The sequence below is a fragment of the Protaetiibacter sp. SSC-01 genome, assembly GCF_014483895.1.
GTDB lineage: Bacteria > Actinomycetota > Actinomycetes > Actinomycetales > Microbacteriaceae > Homoserinibacter.
Genome location: NZ_CP059987.1, coordinates 1,907,017 through 1,926,601 on the forward strand (window position 1 = coordinate 1,907,017; position 19,585 = coordinate 1,926,601).

Annotated in this window: 21 protein-coding genes; 3 read left to right on the forward strand and 18 right to left on the reverse strand. The window is 71.2% G+C overall.

Annotated features, from left to right (window positions below):
* Positions 1-54 precede the first annotated feature (54 nt).
* The 13 genes from H4J02_RS09055 to hrcA all read right to left on the reverse strand — a co-directional run bounded on the left by H4J02_RS09055 (position 55) and on the right by hrcA (position 12,539).
* Positions 55-1,020, reverse strand: a complete 966-nt coding sequence (locus tag H4J02_RS09055) for a TIGR03557 family F420-dependent LLM class oxidoreductase (protein ID WP_187674283.1) — start codon at positions 1,018-1,020, stop codon at positions 55-57.
* Between the two features lie 121 nt (positions 1,021-1,141).
* Positions 1,142-2,554, reverse strand: a complete 1,413-nt coding sequence (locus H4J02_RS09060; protein ID WP_187674284.1) for an ABC transporter permease — start codon at positions 2,552-2,554, stop codon at positions 1,142-1,144.
* Positions 2,554-3,339: an ABC transporter ATP-binding protein gene (locus tag H4J02_RS09065; RefSeq protein WP_187674285.1), complete on the reverse strand. Its 786-nt coding sequence runs from the start codon at positions 3,337-3,339 to the stop codon at positions 2,554-2,556. Before H4J02_RS09065 ends, H4J02_RS09060 begins: the two co-directional genes overlap by 1 nt.
* Before the next feature lie 190 nt (positions 3,340-3,529).
* Positions 3,530-4,195 carry a response regulator transcription factor gene (locus H4J02_RS09070; protein ID WP_187674286.1) on the reverse strand — a complete coding sequence of 222 codons (666 nt, stop codon included), beginning with the start codon at positions 4,193-4,195 and terminating at the stop codon, positions 3,530-3,532.
* Complete coding sequence (locus tag H4J02_RS09075; RefSeq protein ID WP_187674287.1) at positions 4,192-5,400, reverse strand: sensor histidine kinase; 1,209 nt, start codon at positions 5,398-5,400, stop codon at positions 4,192-4,194. Before H4J02_RS09075 ends, H4J02_RS09070 begins: the two co-directional genes overlap by 4 nt.
* 139 nt (positions 5,401-5,539) lie before the next feature.
* Positions 5,540-6,439: a GTPase Era gene (era, locus tag H4J02_RS09080; RefSeq protein WP_187674288.1), complete on the reverse strand. Its 900-nt coding sequence runs from the start codon at positions 6,437-6,439 to the stop codon at positions 5,540-5,542.
* Positions 6,436-7,734 carry a hemolysin family protein gene (locus H4J02_RS09085; RefSeq protein WP_187674289.1) on the reverse strand — a complete coding sequence of 433 codons (1,299 nt, stop codon included), beginning with the start codon at positions 7,732-7,734 and terminating at the stop codon, positions 6,436-6,438. Before H4J02_RS09085 ends, era begins: the two co-directional genes overlap by 4 nt.
* A 6-nt stretch (positions 7,735-7,740) precedes the next feature.
* Positions 7,741-8,202, reverse strand: coding sequence for an rRNA maturation RNase YbeY (ybeY, locus tag H4J02_RS09090; RefSeq protein ID WP_187674290.1), 462 nt, complete (start codon positions 8,200-8,202; stop codon positions 7,741-7,743).
* Positions 8,202-9,188 (reverse strand): PhoH family protein, encoded by a 987-nt coding sequence (locus H4J02_RS09095; RefSeq protein ID WP_187676515.1) that lies wholly within the window; start codon positions 9,186-9,188, stop codon positions 8,202-8,204. Before H4J02_RS09095 ends, ybeY begins: the two co-directional genes overlap by 1 nt.
* A gap of 73 nt (positions 9,189-9,261) precedes the next feature.
* Positions 9,262-9,609: a histidine triad nucleotide-binding protein gene (locus H4J02_RS09100; protein ID WP_187674291.1), complete on the reverse strand. Its 348-nt coding sequence runs from the start codon at positions 9,607-9,609 to the stop codon at positions 9,262-9,264.
* Between the two features lie 62 nt (positions 9,610-9,671).
* A complete protein-coding gene (locus H4J02_RS09105; protein ID WP_187674292.1) occupies positions 9,672-10,397 on the reverse strand; it encodes a 16S rRNA (uracil(1498)-N(3))-methyltransferase in 726 nt (241 codons plus the stop codon).
* Between the two features lie 7 nt (positions 10,398-10,404).
* Positions 10,405-11,502: a molecular chaperone DnaJ gene (dnaJ, locus tag H4J02_RS09110; protein ID WP_187674293.1), complete on the reverse strand. Its 1,098-nt coding sequence runs from the start codon at positions 11,500-11,502 to the stop codon at positions 10,405-10,407.
* Complete coding sequence (gene hrcA, locus H4J02_RS09115; RefSeq protein WP_187674294.1) at positions 11,499-12,539, reverse strand: heat-inducible transcriptional repressor HrcA; 1,041 nt, start codon at positions 12,537-12,539, stop codon at positions 11,499-11,501. Before hrcA ends, dnaJ begins: the two co-directional genes overlap by 4 nt.
* Before the next feature lie 184 nt (positions 12,540-12,723).
* On the opposite strand from hrcA, the gene H4J02_RS09120 reads away from it, so the two are divergent.
* Positions 12,724-13,110, forward strand: coding sequence for a DUF4870 domain-containing protein (locus tag H4J02_RS09120; RefSeq protein ID WP_187674295.1), 387 nt, complete (start codon positions 12,724-12,726; stop codon positions 13,108-13,110).
* 58 nt (positions 13,111-13,168) lie between these two features.
* Positions 13,169-13,555, forward strand: coding sequence for a DUF4870 domain-containing protein (locus H4J02_RS09125; RefSeq protein WP_187674296.1), 387 nt, complete (start codon positions 13,169-13,171; stop codon positions 13,553-13,555).
* Here H4J02_RS09125 and hemW read toward each other — a convergent pair.
* The 5 genes from hemW to H4J02_RS13925 form a co-directional block, all read right to left on the reverse strand.
* On the reverse strand, positions 13,552-14,775 hold the full coding sequence (gene hemW / locus H4J02_RS09130; RefSeq protein WP_187674297.1) for a radical SAM family heme chaperone HemW: 1,224 nt from the start codon (positions 14,773-14,775) through the stop codon (positions 13,552-13,554). The two genes, H4J02_RS09125 and hemW, sit on opposite strands and share 4 nt — an antisense overlap.
* Positions 14,776-14,834: 59 nt before the next feature.
* A complete protein-coding gene (locus tag H4J02_RS09135; protein ID WP_262406009.1) occupies positions 14,835-15,557 on the reverse strand; it encodes a DUF1990 family protein in 723 nt (240 codons plus the stop codon).
* 33 nt (positions 15,558-15,590) lie between these two features.
* Complete coding sequence (locus H4J02_RS09140) at positions 15,591-16,325, reverse strand: DUF1990 family protein (protein WP_187674298.1); 735 nt, start codon at positions 16,323-16,325, stop codon at positions 15,591-15,593.
* 5 nt (positions 16,326-16,330) lie between these two features.
* Complete coding sequence (gene lepA, locus H4J02_RS09145; protein WP_187674299.1) at positions 16,331-18,187, reverse strand: translation elongation factor 4; 1,857 nt, start codon at positions 18,185-18,187, stop codon at positions 16,331-16,333.
* A 283-nt stretch (positions 18,188-18,470) separates the two neighbouring features.
* The gene (locus H4J02_RS13925; protein ID WP_222942164.1) at positions 18,471-18,953 is read right to left on the reverse strand and encodes a DUF4190 domain-containing protein; all 483 of its coding nucleotides are present in this window, start codon (positions 18,951-18,953) and stop codon (positions 18,471-18,473) included.
* Positions 18,954-19,229: 276 nt separating this feature from the next.
* Between H4J02_RS13925 and rpsT the strand changes: the two genes are divergently transcribed.
* On the forward strand, positions 19,230-19,490 hold the full coding sequence (gene rpsT / locus H4J02_RS09155) for a 30S ribosomal protein S20 (protein ID WP_187674300.1): 261 nt from the start codon (positions 19,230-19,232) through the stop codon (positions 19,488-19,490).
* The last annotated feature ends 95 nt before the right edge of the window (positions 19,491-19,585 follow it).

Below are 19,585 nucleotides of genomic sequence, written 5' to 3' on the forward strand. Positions count from 1 at the left end.
CCCGTCGCGGCAGCTAAGAAGAAGCAGGCCGAAGCGCACGGAAAAAGGGTAGCACTACGAACCGAGGCGCTCGTCGAGCGCCGGGCGCAGCTCGTCCGCGAAGAAGTCGAAGAAGCCGTCGACGTCGGGCCCAGCGTTCATGAGGGCGACATGGTCGAAGCCCGCGTCGGCATACGGGACCACCGCGTCGACGTGGGCCGCGACATCCGGGCCGGCGGGCACGCCCGCCGCGACGTCCTCCTTGTGGACGACGGCGCTCACGGCCTCGAAGTTGACCGGGTTGGGCAGTTCCGACATCACCTTCCAGCCCGTGACGCTCCACGCGTTCATGCGCCACGCGTGCTCGAGCGCCGCATCCGCGTCGGGACCCCACGCGAGCGACGCCTCCGCGTATCGCGGCCCTGTGCCGCCCGCGTCCTCGAACGCCGCGACGAGGTCCGCATCCGGCTCGACCGCGAAGAGCCCGGAGCCGAACTCGGCCGCGATACGGGCGGATGCGGGGCCGCCCGCCGCGACGGCGATCGCGGGCAGCTCGTCGGGGAGGTCGAACACGCGGGCGTCCTCGAGGCTGAGGTACTCGCCGTCGTAGCTGTGGTAGCCGCCCTGCCAGAGCAGGGAGATGATCTCGAGCGCCTCGCGGAGCATCGTGTGGCGCACCCGCGCGGCCGGGAAGCCGAGCCCGACGACGTGCTCGTTGAGCCGCTCCCCCGCGCCGATGCCGAGCGTGAACCTGCCGTCGGAGAGCAGGGCGACGGTCGCGGCGGCCTGGGCGATGATCGCCGGGTGGTAGCGGACGGTGGGGCACGTGACGCCCGTCGCGAGGCCGATGCGGTCGGTCGCCGTCGCGATCGAGCCGAGAACCGACCATGCGAACGGCGAATGCCCCTGCCGCTCGAGCCAGGGGTGATAGTGATCGCTGATCTCCACGAAGTCGAAGCCCGCCTTCTCGGCGAGCGTCGCCTGCCGCACGAGCTCGACCGGCCCGAACGCCTCCGCCATGAGCTTGTAGCCGTACCGCATCCGCTGCTCCCCTCGTGCGCCACCTACCGGTTCACGTCGACGCTAGGAAGCGGATGCGGGAGGGGACAGCGGGTTGACCGGCGTCGGGGCCGCGGCGAGAATGCCGCGACCCCGACCCGGATCACTCGACCGCGAGCGCCGTGATGGGCGACACGCGCGTCGCGCGGCGGGCGGGCGTGACGGTCGCGACGGCGGTCAGCACCGCGGCCGCGCCCACGACGATCGCGAGGACCGTCCACGGCACGCCGGGGGCGACGATGCCGGGCATGCCGCGCGCCGAGCCGAGCAGCGACTGCGCACCGACCCATCCGTAGAACGCGCCGAGCACGAGCCCCACCATGACGGCCGTCGCCGTGAGCTGCACGCTCTCGGAGAGGATCATGCGGCGAAGCTGACCCCGCGAGAAGCCGAGGGCGCGGAGCAGGCCGAGCTCGCGTGTGCGCTGCAGGACGCTCAGCGAGAGCGCGTTGACGAGACCGACGGCGGCGATGAGGGCGCTCACGCCGATGAGCACCGAGAACACGGCCGTGATGCTGTCGATCATCGACTCGGTGCCCCGGTAGACGTCGGGCTCGTTCGCCGCTGCCTCGCGGATGAGGTTGCGGAAGCTCTCCATCGTCACGCCGAACATCGTCACGAGCGTCACGCCGATGACGACGCCGATCGTCGTGCGCGAGGCGCGTTCCGGGTAGCGGAGGGCGTTCGCGGCGGCGAGGCGGGCCGACGGGGAGCGGCCCAGCATCCGTCCGACCAGCTTGAGGGCCGGCGGCATGACGAGGTGCGCGCCGATCACGACGCCTGTGAACGACAGGATGCCTCCGACGACGCCGAGGAGCACCGCGAGGGGCGTCACGAGGCCGAGGAGCATCGAGAGCACGAGGATCGCGGTGCCGACGGAGAAGAGCACGATCGCCACGGCGTTGCGACCGGGACGCGACGTGAGCTCGTCGTGCGAGAGCGGCTGCGAGCCGCCGATCGCCTCGAGGGGCGTCACCGAGAGCACGCGGCGCGAGCCCACCCACGCGGCGAGCCAGGTCGTCAGCACGACCGTGACGATCGGGAAGACGAGCCCGACGTCGGCCCAGTCGTGCGGCACGTCGGGCAGCCAGCCGATGAGCACCGCGACGCGCTCGAGACCGACGGCGATGCCGGTGCCGACCGCGGCACCCGCGATCGAACCGATGATGCCGACGACGAGACCCTCGCGAGCCACCGCTCGACGCTGCTGGCGGGCGCTCGAGCCGACGAGGCGCAGGAGCGCGATCGTGCGCGCGCGGCCGGCGACGATCGTAGCGAAGGTGTTCGAGGTGACGATCGAGCCGACGTAGACGGCGATCGCGATGAACACCCACGCGACGATCGCGAGCATGAGGAGCGCCGTGCCGCTCGCGCCCGTCACCGGGTCGGCCTTGATGGCGTCGCCGAGGACGCCCGTGACCTGCAGGAGCGCGACGCCGAACGCCGACGACAGCAGCGCGACGACGATCGAGGATGCGTGCTCGCGCAGCCCCGTCGAGGTGGATCCGGCGGCCATCACGCCACCTGCTCCATCGAGAGCATGAACGACGCGATCTCGGACGCCTCCATGCGGGCGCGGTCGGACACGACGCGGCCGTCCGCGAGGAAGATCACGCGGTCGGCGTAGCTCGCCGCGACCGGGTCGTGCGTGACCATGGCGATCGACTGGCCGTAGCTTCGCGTCGCCGCCTGCAGCACCTGCAGCACCTCGCGGCCCGTGCGGGAGTCGAGGTTGCCGGTCGGCTCATCGGCGAAGACGAGCTCGGGGCGCGTGACGAGGGCGCGCGCGATCGCGACGCGCTGCTGCTGCCCGCCCGACAGCTCATGCGGGCGGTGGGCGAGACGGGAGTCGAGGCCGAGCACGTTCTCGAGCTCGTCGATCCACTCGCGCTCGCGCACGCTCGGGGTGCGACCGTCGAGCTCGAAGGGCAGCAGGAGGTTGCCCTCGACGTCGAGCGTCGGCACGAGGTTGAACGCCTGGAAGACGAACCCGATGCGACGACGGCGCAGGAGGGTGAGCTGCTCGTCGCCGAGGCCGCCGATCTCGGAGTCGCCGAGCCACACGCGGCCCGAGGTGGGCGAGTCGAGGCCGGCCATGATGTGCATGAGCGTCGACTTGCCGGAGCCCGAGGGGCCCATGATGGCGGTGAACTCGCCGCGGCGGATGCCGAGGGTCACGTCGCGGAGGGCGTCGACGCGCGCGCCGTGGGCGCCGTAGCTCTTGGTGAGGTTCTCGACGCGGGCCACGAGGCTCGCGGTGGGGGGCTCGGCCGCGGTCGGGATGCTGGTGGTGATGTCCATGCTTCGACGTTAGGAACGCCGGCCTGTCGCGCGCGTCCGCCTGGATGCGTGATCCCATCCGCCTGAAGGATGACCTCGCGCCTACCCGCTGGTTGAGTAGCGGCGAAGCCGCGTGTCGAAACCAGCCCGGCGTCAGACGTGGGCTGGTTTCGACACGCCCGCTGCGCGGGCTACTCAACCAGCGGGTCTCCTACACGAGGCGGTTCTCGAAGGCGTAGACGACGAGCTGCACGCGGTCGCGCAGGCCGAGCTTCGCGAGGATGCGCGAGATGTGGGTCTTGACGGTCGCCTCCGACACGAACTCGCTGCGCGCGATCTCGGAGTTCGAGAGTCCGCGGCCCGCGAGCAGGAAGATGTCGCGCTCGCGCGAGGTGAGCGCGGCGAACTCGGGCGGCTCTCCCCCGTTGCCCGCGCGCGAGTCGAAGTGCTCGAAGAGCTCGCGCGTCGCCGACGGCGCGATGACGGCCGTTCCCGCGTGCACGGTGCGGATGGCGGCGAGCAGGAACTCGGGGTCGGAGTCCTTCAGCAGGAAGCCGCTCGCCCCCGCGCGGATGGCGCGCGTCGCGGCCTCGTCGAGGTCGAAGGTCGTGAGCACGACGACCTTCGGGGCGGGCCGGCGCGCCGCATCCGCCGCCGCGAGGATGCGCTCGGTCGACTCGATGCCGTCCATGACGGGCATGCGGATGTCCATGAGCACGACGTCGGGGCGTGCGCTCTCGACGAGGGCGACGCCCTCGCGGCCGTCGCCCGCCTCGCCCACGTACTCGAGGTCGGGCTGGGAGCTCACGAGCATCCGGATGCCGGTGCGGAAGAGCGCCTGGTCGTCGACGAGGGCGACGCGGATGGGCTCGGTCATGCGGTGGGTTCCTCCAGGACGATCGGCTGGTGCACCCCCGTGGGCGCGTAAGGCAGCCACGCGGTGACGGTGAAGCGGGTCTCGTCGGCGTCGGCGCGCAGCCAGCCGCCACCGAGCGCCGCACGCTCGGTCATGCCCGCGATGCCGTGCCCGACGGGCGGCACCGCGAGCGGGATGATGCCCGTACGTGTCTTCGCCTCGACGAGGTGGCTCACGATCGACGCCTCGACCCCGTGCGAGGTCCAGCTGAACCTCACAGCGACGGGCTTGCTGACATCGGCGTGACGGAGGGCGTTCGTGAGCGACTCCTGCACGATGCGGTAGAGCGCGATCTGCTGCGCCGTACCGAGCGGGAGCGGCTCGCCGCTGTCCTCCCGCGAGACGTCGAGGCCGGATGCGCGCAGCTGCTCGATGAGGCGGTCGAGGTCGCCGAGGGTCGGCTGGGGCCCGTCCTCCTGCTGGTAGCGCAGCTGGGCGAGCAGCACACGCACGTCGGCGAGCGCCTCCCGCGCGGTCGTCGCGATCGTGCGGAGCGCCTCCTCGGCGGCCGCCGGGTCGGTGCGGGCGGCGTAGCGCGCGCCATCCGCCTGGGCGACGACGACCGCGAGCGAGTGCGCGACGACGTCGTGCATGTCGCGTGCGATGCGCGTGCGCTCCTGCTCGGCCGCGACCTCCTGGTTGGCGGCGATCGCGACGGCGCGGCTCTGCCGCGCGCGGCCGAGGGTGCGCACGAGCAGACCGACCGACCACGACAAGCCGAAGCTCACGAGCGAGGAGACGAACGCGGCTGCGCCGAAGCCCGACAGCAGCTCGGTCATCCACCCGCTCCAGTCGCCCGTGCGGAGGCTGTCGAAGGCGGTGACGTAGAAGGTGATCGTGAGCGAGCCGACGAGGATCGATGCGAAGCCGAGCCACATGACGAGGCGCGAGCCGTAGGCGGCGGTCGCATAGAGCACGGCGAGGATCGCGAGGTTCGCGAAGGTCGGCGACAACCCGAGGAGCATCTGCGCGATCGCGGTGATCCACGCCATCGCGAGCGAGAACCCGGGGCTCAGGCGGCGGAGGACGAGCGCGACCGACATGCCGAACAACACGAGCATCGACGGCAGCCCCTGGGCGGAGTACGGGATCAGGAGGAACAGGAACAACACGCCCGGCACCGCGATGTCGACCGCGAGCTGCCGCCGGGTGAGCGTCCTCCACATGCTGTTCACGGTACGCGCCCGCCGACGCGCGGATGGCCGCGGACCGTGGAAATCATCCGCTCGATGTATCCGCGAAAGTACGTGCTTTTCGGCGAATCGGGGCCGAATCGAGCGAAAAGTACGTACTTTCGCGGACCCGTCAGAAGCCGAGGCGCGAGAGGTACTTGGGGTCGCGCTGCCAGTTCGCGGCGACCTTCACACGGATCGACAGGTACACCTGCTTGCCGACGAGCGGCTCGATGCCCTCTCGGGCCCTCGCGCCGACCTCCTGCAGACGCGCGCCGCCCTTGCCGATCACGATGCCCTTCTGCGAGTCGCGCTCGACCCAGAGGTTCGCGTACACCTCGACGAGCTCCTTGTCGTCGCGCTCCACGATGTCGTCGATCGTGACGGCGAGCGAGTGGGGCAGCTCGTCCGAGACGCCGTCGAGCGCGGCCTCGCGGATGAGCTCCGCGATGCGGTGCTCGAGCGTCTCGTCGGTGACGGCGTCGTCGGGGTAGAGCGCGGGCGACTCGGGCAGCAGCCCGATGAGCTGCGACTGCAGGGTGTCGAGCTGGATGCGGCTCGTCGCCGACACGGGGATGATCGCCTCCCACTCGCGCAGCTGGCTCACGGCGAGCAGCTGCTCGGCGACAGCCGGCCGCGAGGTCGCGTCGATCTTCGTGACGATCGCGACCTTCTTGGCGCGGGGGAACTTGTCGAGCTGCTCGTTGATGAAGCGGTCGCCCGGGCCGATCTTCTCATCGGCGGGGATGCAGAAGCCGATGACGTCGACATCGCCGAGGATCGACGTGACGACGGCGTTGAGCCGCTCGCCGAGCAGCGTGCGCGGGCGGTGGATGCCCGGGGTGTCGACGATCACGAGCTGCCCCTGGCGCGTGTGCACGATGCCGCGGATGGCGGAGCGCGTCGTCTGCGGCTTCGGCGAGGTGATGGCGACCTTCTCGCCGACGAGGGCGTTGGTGAGGGTCGACTTGCCGACGTTCGGGCGACCCACGAAGGTCGCGAACCCGGCGCGGAATCCTGCTGCGTCGTTCATCGGCGCTCCTCGCTGTCGAAAGCCTCCTCGGCGTCGAGCAGGGCCTCGTCCCGCTCCACGACGACCGTCGCGAGCCGCTTGCGGCGGCCCTCCGTGCGCTCCGCCGTGAGCACGAGCCCCGACACCGTCGCGCTCGACCCCGGCACGGGAAGGCGGCCGAGCGCCTTCGTGAGCAGTCCGCCCGCGGAGTCGACGTCGTCGTCCTCGAGCTCGACCCCGAAGAGGTCGCCGAGCTCGTCGATCGGCAGACGCGCGCTCACGCGGTAGACGCCCTCGGAGAGCTCCACGACATCCGGCACCTCGCGGTCGTACTCGTCGGAGATGTCGCCCACGAGCTCCTCGATGAGGTCTTCGAGGGTGACGAGGCCCGCGATGCCGCCGTACTCGTCGACGACCATCACGAGGTGGGTCGACTCCCGCTGCATCTGGCGGAGCGTCTCGTCGGCCTTCTTCGACTCGGGCACGAAGGTCGCCGGCCGTGCGAGGTCGACGACGGGGAGCGGGGTGCCCTCGAGCGGCTGCTCGTGGCGCACGCGCGCGACATCGCGCAGGTACAGCACGCCGAGCACCTCGTCGGCGTCCCGGCCGATGACGGGGATGCGCGAGACGCCCGTGCGGAAGAACTGGCCGAGCGCGGCGCCGATCGTGGCGTCGTGGTCGATCGTGATCATGTCGGTGCGCGGCACCATGACCTCGCGCACGACCGTGTCGCCCCACTCGAAGATCGAGTGGATGAGCTCTCGGTCGTCCTCTTCGAGCACGGCGAGCTCGGTGGCCTCGTCGACCATCGAGAGCAGCTGCTCCTCGCTCGAGAAGCTCACCGACGCCTTCGGCCGGCCCGGCGTCACACGGTTGCCGAGGGCCACGAGACCCGCCGCGAGCGGGCCGAGGGCGACGCGGATGGCGCGCACCGCGAGCGCCGAGAAGGCCACGATGCCCTTCGCGTGCGCGCGGCCGACGCTGCGCGGGCTCGAGCCGACGAGCACGAAGGAGATGCCCGTCACGACGACGACCGAGGCGAGCAGCACCCACCACCACTCGTCGAACACGGCGGCGAAGGCGAGCGTCACGAGCACCGCGGCGAGCGACTCCGAGAAGACGCGCATGAAGTTGACGGCGTTGAGGTGGGCGCCGAGGTCCTCGGAGATCGCGATGAGCGACCTCTTCGCGCGGTGCTGCGTCGCGAGCTCGGCGATGTCGGCGCGCGAGAGCACGCCGAGCGCCGCGTCGACCGCGGCGAGCAGGCCGCCGAAGGCGACCGCGACGAGCGCGACGGCGATGAACAGGCCGAGCATCGCCGCCTACCGTCGTCGCTGCGAGTGGGCGTAGCCCACGAGGATGTCGCGCTGCAGGCCGAACATCTCGCGCTCCTCGTCGGGCTCCGCGTGGTCGAAGCCGAGGAGGTGCAGGATGCCGTGGGCCGTGAGCAGCTGCAGCTCGTCCTGGGTCGAGTGGCCGGCCGACTTCGCCTGCTCGATCGCGACCTGCGGGCACAGCACGATGTCGCCGAGGAGGCCCGCGGGGGTCAGCTCGTCCTCGTTGCCCGGGCGCAGCTCGTCCATCGGGAAGCTCAGCACGTCGGTCGGTCCGGGCTCGTCCATCCACTGCACGTGGAGCTGCTCCATGGCGGCCTCGTCGACGAGCACGATCGCGAGGTCGGCATCCGGATGCACGTGGAGGAAGTCGAGCGCGTACGACGACAGGCGCACGAGGGCGGCCTCGTCGACCTCGACGCCCGACTCGTTGTTGATCTCGATCGACATCAGCTCTTCCTCATGCCCCGTCTGCGCTCGGCGCGGTTCGCGAACTCGGCTGCCTCGCGCCGCTCGTGGGCGCGCGCCTGCTTCTCGGCGTCGTACTTCGTGTAGGCGTCGACGATGCGGCCGACGAGGCTGTGGCGCACGACGTCGTCGCTCGTGAGCCGTGTGAAGTGGATGTCGTCGATGCCGTCGAGCACGCGCGTCACGAGCTGCAGGCCCGAGGCGCCCGTCGGCAGGTCGATCTGCGTGATGTCGCCCGTGACGACCATCTTCGTGCCGAAGCCGAGGCGCGTGAGGAACATCTTCATCTGCTCGGGCGTCGTGTTCTGCGCCTCGTCGAGCACGACGAACGAGTTGTTGAGCGTGCGCCCGCGCATGTAGGCGAGGGGCGCGACCTCGACCGTGCCGGCCGCGAGGAGCTTCGGCACGAGCTCGGGGTCCATCATCTCGTTGAGAGCGTCGTAGAGCGGCCGCAGGTACGGGTCGATCTTGTCGGTGAGCGTGCCGGGCAGGAAGCCGAGCCGCTCCCCCGCCTCGATGGCCGGGCGGCTCAGGATGATGCGGTCGACCTCCTTACGCTGGAGAGCCTGCACGGCCTTCGCCATCGCGAGGTAGGTCTTGCCGGTTCCGGCGGGGCCGATGCCGAAGGTGATCGTGTTCTCGTCGATCGCGTCGACGTACGACTTCTGGCCGAGGGTCTTCGGACGGATGGCCTTGCCGCGCGCCGTGAGGATCGCCTGGCTCAGCACCTCCGCGGGGGCTCCCCCGCCGTCGAGGATGCGGCGCGACGTCGCGACCTCCGCGGGGCCGAGGTCGACGCCCTTGCGCACGAGCTCGACGAGCTCGCTCACGAGGCGCGTCGCGGCCTCCACGTCGGCGGCGGGGCCGTCGAGGCTCACGCGGTTGCCGCGCACGAGCACCGTCACGGCGGGGTACTGGTGCTCGAGGGTCGTCAGCAGGCGGTCCTGCGGCCCGAGGAGCCGCACCATCGCGACGCCGTCGACCTCGAACTCGGCGTGGCCCTGCTCGGCACGCGCGGGCGTGCCCTCTTCGGGATATCCGTCAGCCAAGGGTGCCTTCCGCCAGTCCTCCCGCGAGCACGTGCGCGTGCACGTGGAAGACCGTCTGACCGGCGTTCGCACCGGAGTTGAACACGAGCCGGTAGTCGCCGTCGGAGTGCTCGCCGGCCAGGCGCTTCGCGGTCGCGACGACGTGGGCGAGCAGCTCGGGGTCGGCCGCGGCGAGCGAGGCGACATCCGCGTACTCGGCCGTCTTCGGCACGACGAGCAGGTGCACGGGCGCCTGCGGGGCGATGTCGCGGAACGCGATGACGTGATCGTCCTCGTAGACGATGTCGGCGGGGATCTCGCGCGCGATGATCCGCTCGAAGATCGAAGGGGCGTCCGGCATGCCTCCAGTCTACGGATGCCGCGGGCGCGTCGCCCGGTCGGGAGTGCGCTGGCTGGGCGCGACTACCAGCGGCCGAGGCCGGCCGCGATGACCGCGAGGGCGGCGGGGCCGGCGGTCGAGGTGCGCAGCACCTCGTGGCCGAGGCGCGCGAGCACGGCCCCGGCATCCGCGAGCCTGTCGAGCTCACGCGGGGCGATGCCGCCCTCGGGGCCGACGACGAGCGTGACACGGTCGACACCGTCGAGCGCGACGCCCGTGAGGGGCACCTCGGCGCTCGGCTCGAGCACGATCACGAGCCCCGGGAGCGACGCGAGCTGGGCCGTCGTCGCGAGCGGCGCGACCTCCGGCACGTGCGCGCGGATGGCCTGCTTGCTCGCCTCGCGCACGATCGTGCGCCAGCGCTCCCCGTTGCGGGCGACCTTCGCGCCCTCCCAGCGGGTCACCGAGCGCTCGGCCGCCCATGGGATGACGCCCGCGACGCCGAGCTCGGTCGCGGCCTGCACGGCGAGCTCGTCACGGTCGCCCTTCGCGAGCGCCTGCGCGAGCCACAGCGCGGGGACGGGCGCGGGTTCGTAGGAGACCTCGTCGACGTCGACCGCGAGCACGCCCGGCTCCGCGGCGGCGACCGCCCCGCGCACGAGAGTTCCGCGCCCGTCGCCCACCGCGATCCGCTCGCCCGGACGGATGCGCGCCACCTGCAGCGCGTGCCGCGCCTCGTCGCCCGTCACCTCCACGCGTGCGCCGACGCGCGCATCCGCGAGGTCGTCGGTCAGGTAGAGGCTCGCCATGCGCGGCCTAGCCGAGGAAGCGGTCGCGCAGCTTCGCGAAGAGGCCCTGCTGGAACTTCGAGAACTGCGGCTTCGCGGGCGGGCGCTTCGACGCGAACTGCTTGATGAGATCGGTCTCGCTCGAGTTGAGGCGCACGGGCGTCTGCACGTGCACGCCCACCCGGAGGTCGCCGCGGCCGCCGCCGCGCAGGCGCGTGACGCCGCGGTCCTTGATCGTGACGACGTCACCCGACTGGGTGCCCGGCTTGATCTCGATCGAGACGGGGCCGTCGAGCGAGTCGAGGCTCACTCGCGCGCCGAGGATCGCATCCGTCATCTGCACCTCGAGCGTCGCGAGGAGGTCGTCGCCGTTGCGGCTGAAGATGTCGTGGTGGCGCACCTTGACCTCGAGGTAGAGGTCGCCGTTGGGGCCGCCGGCGGGGCCCGCCTCGCCCTCCGCGGGGAGGTGCAGGCGCATGCCCGTGTCGACGCCCGCGGGCACGTCGACCGCGACCTTGCGCTTCGCACGCACGCGCCCCTGGCCCGCGCACGTCGGGCACGGGTTCGGGATGATCGTGCCGTAGCCGCGGCACGTGCCGCAGGGGCTCGAGGTCATGACGTTGCCGAGGAGCGAGCGCACCGAGCGCTGGATCTGCCCCGTGCCGCCGCAGATGTCGCACGTCGCGATCGAGGTGCCGGGCGCGCAGCACGAGCCCTCGCACGCCTTGCAGAGCACGGCCGTGTCGATCTCGAGCTCGTGGGTCGTGCCGAAGATGACCTCGTCGAGGTCGATCTCGATGCGCAGGAGCGCGTCCTGGCCCCGCTCCGTGCGCGAGCGCGGACCCGCCGAGCGGCCCGCGGCGGCACCGAAGAAGCTGTCGAAGATGTCGCCGAAGCCGAAGCCCTGACCGCCGAAGCCCGTCGCGCCGCCCATGTCGTAGCGCTCGCGCTGCTCCGGATCGCTCAGCACGTCGTACGCGTGCGTCACGAGCTTGAAGCGCTCGGCAGCCTCCTCCGACGGGTTCACGTCGGGGTGCAGCTCGCGCGCAAGGCGCCGGTAGGCCTTCTTGATCTCCTCGGGTGACGCGCTGCGCTCGACCCCGAGCACCTCGTAGTGATCGCTCAACGTTCCCCTTGTCCGATGTCGTCGCCCAGCAGGCGCGAGAGGTAGCGGGCCACGGCGCGCACCGCGACCATGTTGCCCGAATAGTCCATGCGGGTGGGTCCCAGCACGCCGAGACGAGCGACGGAACCACCCGGAGCCGAGTAGCCGGATGCGAGCACGCTCGTCTCCGAGAGGCCGTACTCGGCGTTCTCGCGGCCGATGCGCGCGGTGACCTCGTCCGACTCGAGGTGCATCTCGCCGAAGAGCTTGAGGATCGTGACCTGCTCCTCGATCGCCTCGAGCACGGGGAAGATCGAGCCGCTGAAATCGCGCTCCGTGCGCGCGAGGTTCGCGGCGCCCGCCATCACGAGACGGTCGTGGCGGTTCGCGGCCACCTGCTCGGCGAGGCTCGTGAGCAGCGGCGCCGCCGCATCCCGATCCCCCGGCTCGATGTGGTCGATCGCGGCGGCGAGCTGCGCGGAGGCGTCGGCGAGCGCCACGCCCCCGAGCTCGGCGTTGATGCGCTCTCGCAGGCGCGCGAGCTGCTCGGCGTCGGCGCCCGCCGTGGTCTCGACGATGCGCTGATCGACGCGGCCCGTGTCGGTGATGAGCACCGCCATGACGCGGTGCGAGCCCAGGGCGACGAACTCCACGTGGCGCACGCGCGCCGTGCCGAACGAGGGGTACTGCGCGAGAGCCACCTGGTTGGTGAGCTGCGACAGCAGGCGCACGGTGCGACCGAGCACCTCGTCGAGGTCGGCGCTCTCGCCGAGGAACGTCTCGATCGCGTTGCGCTGCGCGCCCGACAGCGGACGCAGCTCGCTCAGCTGATCGACGAAGACGCGGTAGCCCTTGTCGGTCGGCACACGACCCGAGGAGGTGTGCGGCGCCGTGATGAGGCCGTCCTCCTCGAGCTGCGCCATGTCGTTGCGGATCGTGGCGCTCGACACCCCGAAGGAGTGGCGCTCGACGATCGATTTCGAGCCCACGGGCTCGCTCGTGGCGACGTAGTCCTGCACGATGACGCGCAGCACGGCGAGACTCCGGTCCGAGACCATGGCATCCCCCTCCGCGATCCCCCGGAGGTCACCGCCAGCGGGTCTGGCACTCCGGGTATGTGACTGCCAGCAACTCTACCTCGCGACCGCGCGGCGAGCCCGTTGCACGCGCGAGACACCGGGCGCTAGCGTGAGTGACTGCTCCCCCCGAGTCTGCTTTTGACGAAAGAAAGGCACCACCACCATGACCGACCCCGCGCAGCCGGCCCAGCCGACGCCCGCCGCCCCCCTGACGGAGGCGGAGGACAAGCAGTGGGCGTCCTTCGCCCACCTCGGCGGCATCCTCGGATTCCTTCCGGCCCTCATCATCTGGCTGATCTTCAAGGACCGTGGCCCGAAGACGAACGTCGAGGCCAAGGAAGCCCTCAACTTCCAGATCACCGTCACGATCGGCTACATCGCCTGCATCATCCTCGGCACGGTTCTCGCGATCGTGTTCATCGGATTCCTCTTCTACCTGATCCAGTTCGCGATCTGGGTGGCGGCGATCATCCTCTCGATCATCGGCTTCACCAAGGTGAACGCGGGCGGCAGCTACCGCTACCCGTTCGCCATCCGTCTCATCAAGTAAGACGGATCACGCGGAGCGCCGGGACCCTCGGGCCCGGCGCTCTTGCTTTAATGGCGTCATGACTGCCACTCCCCCGCCTCCTCCGCCTCCCCAGACCCCCGGCCCCGTGCCCGGTCAGGAGATGACCCCCGCCGACCAGCGCCTGTGGTCGACGCTCACCCACGTGGGAGGCATCCTCTTCTCGTGGCTCGCGCCGCTCATCGCGTACCTCGTGCTCAAGGACCGCGGCGCCTTCGTGCGCGCGCACACCGCGACGGCGCTCAACTTCCAGCTGACGCTGCTGATCGTGTACGTGGTGGGGTACATCACGTCGTTCTTCATCATCGGGTTCCTGATCCTGCTCGCGGCATGGGTGCTCGCGATCGTGTTCGGGATCATGGCGGCCCTGGCCGCCAACAAGGGCGAGTTCTACACGTACCCGCTCAGCATCAAGTTCGTCCGCTAGTCCAGAAGGCGGCGCACCACAGCGTCCGCCAGCAGCCGGCCGCGTCGTGTCAGCACGATGCGGCCGGCTATCGCTTTCTGGCCGTCGACGAGCCCGTCGGCGATGAGCCCCGCGACGGCGGAGCGGCCGGATGCGTCGAGCACGTCCGTCGGGAGCCCGTCGACGATGCGGCTGCGCAGCAGCACGTCCTCGACGTGGCGTGTCTCGTCGTCGAGGGTCTCGCGGCCGGCCGCCGGCGAGACGCCCGCGGCGAGACGCTCCGCATACGCGGCGGGGTGCTTGACGTTCCACCAGCGCACGCCGCCCACGTGGCTGTGCGCGCCGGGGCCGACGCCCCACCAGTCCTGGCCCGTCCAGTAGGCGAGGTTGTGGCGCGAGCGATGTGCGGCATCCGTCGCCCAGTTGCTCACCTCGTACCAGTCGTAGCCGGCGGCCGCGAGCAGCTCGTCGGCGAGCTCGTACTGGTCGGCCTGCAGCTCCTCGTCGGGCTGCGCCACCTCGCCGCGCGAGATCTGCCGCGCGAGCTTCGTGCCCGCCTCGACGATGAGCGCGTAGGCCGAGAGGTGGTCGGGCCGCTGCGCGAGGGCGAGCTCGAGCGAGCGGCGCCAGTCGTCGAGGCTCTCGCCGGGCGTGCCGTAGATGAGGTCGAGGCTCACCTGCAGGCCCGCGGCGCGCGCCCACTCGACGACGAGCGGGATGCGGGCGGGGTCGTGGGTGCGCTCGAGCGTGCGCAGCACATGCGGCACGGCCGACTGCATGCCGAAGCTCACGCGCGTGAAGCCCGCCTCGGCGAGCTCGACGAGCCCCGCCTCGGTGACCGAGTCGGGGTTCGCCTCGGTCGTGACCTCGGCGCCCGGCGCGAGGCCCCACGCGTCGCGCACGGCGTCGAGCATGAGGATGAGATCGCTCGTCGGGAGCAGGGTCGGCGTGCCGCCGCCGAAGAAGACGGTCGACACCTCGCGCTCGACGACCCCGGCATCCGCGAGCACGCGCCGGGCGAAGCCGACCTCGGCCGCCGCCTGCCCCGCGTAGTCGCTCTGCCGCACGCCGCGGATCTCGGACGCCGTGTAGGTGTTGAAGTCGCAGTAGCCGCATCGCACGCGGCAGAACGGCACGTGCAGGTAGACGCCGAGGTCGCGCTCGGCAGATCCCTCGGCCACGGATGCGGGGAGCGCGCCGTCGGCGGGGGCGGGGTCCGCGATCGGGAGGGCGCTCGGCATCCGTCCATTCTCTCCCGGGTGACGGGGGACCGCTCGCGCGGGGCGGACGAGCCGCGCGCTCAGGCGGGAAGCGGGCCCGTGAGCTCGCGGAGGTAGCGGCGCACGAGCATCGACTGCACGAGGCGCAGGGCGGGCAGCACGGCCGTCCAGAAGAGGTTGGCGGGGCGCGAGAAGATGCGCACCGTGAGCCACACCGAGTCATCGTCGCGCCGCTCGACGATGAAGAGCTCCTCGCCCGCGAGCGGATGCCCGGGCAGGGTTCCGAAGGCGGCGCCACGGCGCGTGGGCTGGTCGACCACGAAGACGACGCGCACGGGGAAGGCCTTGGGCCAGAACGAGGCGCGCAGCATGCCGGTGTCGCCCGCGCGCACGATCGCGTCGCCCTCGGGCGTGTAGAGCGCCTCTCCCCCGGCGCCGACGGTCGCCGGCGTGACGGGGTTGCCGTCGTCGTCGAACGCCACGGGCACGTACGCGGCCTGGGTCGCCTCGGCGGGCGCCTCGACGGGCGTCACGTGGAAGCCGGCGCCGCGCTGGATACCCCAGCTCATGACGCGCATCCACGCGTACTCCCAGCGCTCGGGTCCGTGCCCGACGCGCACGGTGCGCTCGAAGGGGCGGTAGCCGCGCGGCGGGTAGCGCATGAGGTCGGGCGCCTGGGTGGCGCCGACGGCGCCGTAGGTCACGGGTACGCGCCAGAGCCGGGCGAGCTCGCCGTGCGCGGAGGCGGCGGGGGCCGTCGACCGTCGCGGGGCGTCGCCGGGGGGCGCGGACGCGGGTGACACGCGTCGATTCTCCCAGATTTCCGGATGGAAGCGCTAACGATTCGAGGAAGAGTCGCTTTCACCGCCGCGCAGCTCCCACGGGAGCTCATCCGCGTCGAGTTCGACGGGCTCCTCGGGCGGGCGGTCGAAGGGCCCGGGCGCGGGACCCAGCCCGTAGCCGAGGCGCGCGATGCCGTCGACGCCCGACGGGCCCTCGCCCACCATCCGGCGACGTGCGCGGCGCAGGCCCGGCAGCGGCGCATCCGTGCCGAGGATGAGGCGCACGGCGCTCTCGGCATAGCGGCGCTGGAAGATGCGGACACCGGCGCGCACGGCGGGCGCAAGCCACCGCCAGGGGCCGCGCGAGACGCGCGTCACGGTGCGCGTGATGAGCCACACCGCGCCATCCGCGTCTCGCTCGACGAGGAAGCACTCCTCCCCCGTGAGCGGATGCGCGGGTCGCGTGCCGTAGCCGAAGCCGCGCATCCGGGGCTCCTCGGCGACCCAGACGACCCGCACGGGCTCGAACTGGCGCACGAGCCGCGAGCGGTACGTCGTGTCGTAGTAGCGGCCGGCCACGACGCGCTCGTCGTCGGGCACGACCTCGAAGCCGATCGCCGTCTTGATGCGCCACCCCGAGACGACCGCGACGGCCCGCTTCCACAGGGCATCGCCCTCGCCGAGGCGGATGCGCCGCTCGCGCACGCGGAATCCGGGCGGCACCTCGGCGCCCGGCCGCGACATCCCGACCTCGGAGTAGGTCAGCCCCGCGGGCGGCTCGGCACCCATGCGGGCTACTTCTTGTCCTTGGCCTTCTCGACGTCGCCCGAGAGCGCGGCGATGAACGCCTCCTGAGGGACCTCGACGCGACCGACCATCTTCATGCGCTTCTTGCCCTCCTTCTGCTTCTCGAGCAGCTTGCGCTTGCGCGTGATGTCGCCGCCGTAGCACTTGGCGAGCACGTCCTTGCGCATCGCGCGGATGTTCTCGCGCGCGATGATGCGGGCGCCGATCGCCGCCTGGATGGGCACCTCGAATTGCTGGCGCGGGATGAGCTCGCGCAGGCGCGTCGCCATCATCGTGCCGTAGGCGTAGGCCTTGTCCTTGTGCACGATCGCGCTGAACGCGTCGACGGTCTCGCCCTGCAACAGGATGTCGACCTTCACGAGCTCGCCCGGCGCCTCGCCCGCGGGCTCGTAGTCGAGCGACGCGTAGCCCTGCGTCTTCGACTTCAGCTGGTCGAAGAAGTCGAACACGATCTCGCCGAGCGGCAGCGTGTACTTGAGCTCGACGCGGTCCTCGCCGAGGTAGTCCATCGACTTGAGGGTGCCGCGACGCGACTGGCAGAGGTCCATGATCGCACCCACGTAGTCCTTGGGTGCGAGGATCGACGCGTTGACGATCGGCTCGAGCACCTCGGCGATCTTCGTGCCGGTCGGGTACTCGGAGGGATTCGTGACGGTGACCGTCTTCCCGTCGTCGGTCGTCACCTGGTACGGCACGCTCGGCGCGGTCGTGATGAGGTCGAGGTCGAACTCGCGGCGCAGGCGCTCCGTCACGATCTCGAGGTGCAGGAGGCCGAGGAAGCCGCAGCGGAACCCGAAGCCGAGCGCGACCGAGGTCTCCGGCTCGTACTGGAGGGCGGCATCCGAGAGCTTGAGCTTGTCGAGGGCCTCGCGCAGCTCGGGGTAGTCGGCGCCATCGATGGGGTAGATGCCCGAGAACACCATCGGCAGCGGGTCGGTGTAGCCGGGCAGGGCCTCGGATGCGGGCTTCGCGGCGCTCGTGACGGTGTCGCCGACCTTCGACTGGCGCACGTCTTTCACGCCCGTGATGAGGTAGCCGACCTCGCCCACGCCGAGCCCCTTGGAGGGCGCGGGCTCGGGCGAGCTCACGCCGATCTCGAGGATCTCGTGGGTGGCCTTCGTCGACATCATCTGGATGCGCTCGCGCGGGCTCAACTGCCCGTCGACCATGCGCACGTAGGTGACGACGCCGCGGTACGAGTCGTAGACGGAGTCGAAGATCATCGCGCGCGCGGGTGCGTCGGCGACGCCGACGGGAGCGGGGATGCGCTCGACGACGCGGTCGAGAAGCTCCTCGACGCCCATGCCGGTCTTGCCCGAGACACGCAGCACGTCATCCGGGTCGCCGCCGATGAGCTGCGCGAGCTCGCGCGCGTACTTGTCGGGATCGGCCGCCGGGAGGTCGATCTTGTTGAGCACCGGGATGATCTCGAGGTCGTTCTCGAGGGCCAGGTAGAGGTTGGCGAGGGTCTGCGCCTCGATGCCCTGCGCGGCGTCGACGAGCAGGATGGCGCCCTCGCACGCGGCGAGCGAGCGGCTCACCTCGTAGGTGAAGTCGACGTGGCCGGGGGTGTCGATCATGTTGAGCGCGAAGGTGTCGGCACCCAGCTGCCACGGCATGCGCACGGCCTGGCTCTTGATCGTGATGCCGCGCTCGCGCTCGATGTCCATGCGGTCGAGGTACTGGGCGCGCATGTCGCGGTCGGCGACGACGCCCGTGATCTGCAGCATCCGGTCGGCGAGCGTGGACTTGCCGTGATCGATGTGCGCGATGATGCAGAAGTTGCGGATGCGCGCCGGGTCGGTGGCGGCAGGCGGCAGGGGCTTCAGGGCGCGGGGTGACATATCCGGACGATTCTCCCATGCCCCGGGGGTTCGCCGCGCCGCGGGCGCTCCCGGGCCGCGCGCGTCGAGGGGGACCCATGCTGTACCCCAAGGGGGACACGTTTGTCCCCCGAAGGTGGGCGCGCGGAGGAGGCGCCCGACACGGCAGCGTGGGGGTATCGATCGGGACGCTCGGTTCCGTCGACCACCGGCTCGCGTCGCCCCCTGCACGACGTGACCCGGCCCCACGGCGGAGGGCGGGCGGCAATGCCGCCCGCCCTCCGTTACAGGGGGATCACCCGACTCAGAACAGGTCGAAGAACCCGACGTCGAGACCGGGCCACGCGAACGCACCCCACAGGGCGAACGGCGCGAAGAACGCGAGGCCGAGGATGCCGACGATGAGCCAGCCGAACGCGCCGACGAAGCCGAGCGCGAGGCCCCAGTTCGCCATCGTGCGGCCCTGCGGCTCGCGCGAGCGGGCGACGAAGCCGAACACGATCGCGGCGACGGATGCGAGCCACCAGCCGGTGGGGATCGCGGCGATGCCGAGCACGAGCGCGGCGATGCTGAAACCGGGGGTTGGGGTGACGGTCGCGCCCACCGGCTGAGCGGCGGGCTGGGCCTGCGTCGCGGCGTACGGGTTCTCGGGGATCGAGGTCGTTGAGGTGGTCGGGGTCGTCGAGGCGCCGGTGGTGGTGTCGGTCGCCGGGGTCTCGGCCGTGGTGGCGGTGTCGGCGGAGTGCTCGGGGGCGCCCGCCTCGGGGAGGGAGGTCGTTTCGGTCATGCATCCAGACTCGTCGTCCGGCCCCTCCCCCGGAATCCGGACAACCCCCGGATCGGCGGGCGGGCATCCGTCCGACCCGTGCGGAGGCGCGCCGCCGCACGTTGGCACCGGCCCGCGGTGCCTGGTAACGTAGACCCTTGGGTCTGGGCTCAGGACGCTACGCGTCGTGGCCTCGATCTATAAGTTTCCGCGTGACCCACAACACGCGATACGCCGGGATGCGCCCCTCTACCGCAGACGGCACACACCATCCGTTCCAGAACGAAAGACACATCCATGGCGAACATCAAGTCGCAGATCAAGCGCATCAACACCAACAAGAAGGCGCAGGAGCGCAACAAGGCGGTCAAGAGCGAGCTCAAGACCGCCGTGCGCGCCACGCGCGAGGCCATCGCCGCGGGCGACAAGGCCACGGCCGAGACGGCCCTCCTCAAGGCGACCAAGAAGCTCGACAAGGCCGTCAGCAAGGGCGTCATCCACAAGAACCAGGCCGCGAACCGCAAGTCGGCGATCGCGAAGCAGGTCGCGTCGCTCTAAGCGCTCCGATCTTCGAACGGGCCTCGCACCTCCGGGTGCGGGGCCCGTCTCGTTTGCGGCGGTGCGCCCCTCGACGCGGCCCCCGTTCCCGTCTC

Excerpts from the sequence above, each read along its gene's own strand:
- H4J02_RS09055 (WP_187674283.1), bottom strand. The coding sequence starts at position 1,020 with ATGCGGTACGGCTACAAGCTCATGGCGGAGGCGTTCGGGCCGGTCGAG.
- H4J02_RS09060 (WP_187674284.1), bottom strand. The coding sequence starts at position 2,554 with ATGGCCGCCGGATCCACCTCGACGGGGCTGCGCGAGCACGCATCCTCG.
- H4J02_RS09065 (WP_187674285.1), bottom strand. The coding sequence starts at position 3,339 with ATGGACATCACCACCAGCATCCCGACCGCGGCCGAGCCCCCCACCGCG.
- H4J02_RS09070 (WP_187674286.1), bottom strand. The coding sequence starts at position 4,195 with ATGACCGAGCCCATCCGCGTCGCCCTCGTCGACGACCAGGCGCTCTTC.
- H4J02_RS09075 (WP_187674287.1), bottom strand. The coding sequence starts at position 5,400 with ATGTGGAGGACGCTCACCCGGCGGCAGCTCGCGGTCGACATCGCGGTG.
- era (WP_187674288.1), bottom strand. The coding sequence starts at position 6,439 with ATGAACGACGCAGCAGGATTCCGCGCCGGGTTCGCGACCTTCGTGGGT.
- H4J02_RS09085 (WP_187674289.1), bottom strand. The coding sequence starts at position 7,734 with ATGCTCGGCCTGTTCATCGCCGTCGCGCTCGTCGCGGTCGCCTTCGGC.
- ybeY (WP_187674290.1), bottom strand. The coding sequence starts at position 8,202 with ATGTCGATCGAGATCAACAACGAGTCGGGCGTCGAGGTCGACGAGGCC.
- H4J02_RS09095 (WP_187676515.1), bottom strand. The coding sequence starts at position 9,188 with ATGGTGCGGCTCCTCGGGCCGCAGGACCGCCTGCTGACGACCCTCGAG.
- H4J02_RS09100 (WP_187674291.1), bottom strand. The coding sequence starts at position 9,609 with ATGCCGGACGCCCCTTCGATCTTCGAGCGGATCATCGCGCGCGAGATC.
- H4J02_RS09105 (WP_187674292.1), bottom strand. The coding sequence starts at position 10,397 with ATGGCGAGCCTCTACCTGACCGACGACCTCGCGGATGCGCGCGTCGGC.
- hrcA (WP_187674294.1), bottom strand. The coding sequence starts at position 12,539 with ATGGTCTCGGACCGGAGTCTCGCCGTGCTGCGCGTCATCGTGCAGGAC.
- H4J02_RS09120 (WP_187674295.1), top strand. The coding sequence starts at position 12,724 with ATGACCGACCCCGCGCAGCCGGCCCAGCCGACGCCCGCCGCCCCCCTG.
- H4J02_RS09125 (WP_187674296.1), top strand. The coding sequence starts at position 13,169 with ATGACTGCCACTCCCCCGCCTCCTCCGCCTCCCCAGACCCCCGGCCCC.
- hemW (WP_187674297.1), bottom strand. The coding sequence starts at position 14,775 with ATGCCGAGCGCCCTCCCGATCGCGGACCCCGCCCCCGCCGACGGCGCG.
- H4J02_RS09140 (WP_187674298.1), bottom strand. The coding sequence starts at position 16,325 with ATGGGTGCCGAGCCGCCCGCGGGGCTGACCTACTCCGAGGTCGGGATG.
- lepA (WP_187674299.1), bottom strand. The coding sequence starts at position 18,187 with ATGTCACCCCGCGCCCTGAAGCCCCTGCCGCCTGCCGCCACCGACCCG.
- H4J02_RS13925 (WP_222942164.1), bottom strand. The coding sequence starts at position 18,953 with ATGACCGAAACGACCTCCCTCCCCGAGGCGGGCGCCCCCGAGCACTCC.
- rpsT (WP_187674300.1), top strand. The coding sequence starts at position 19,230 with ATGGCGAACATCAAGTCGCAGATCAAGCGCATCAACACCAACAAGAAG.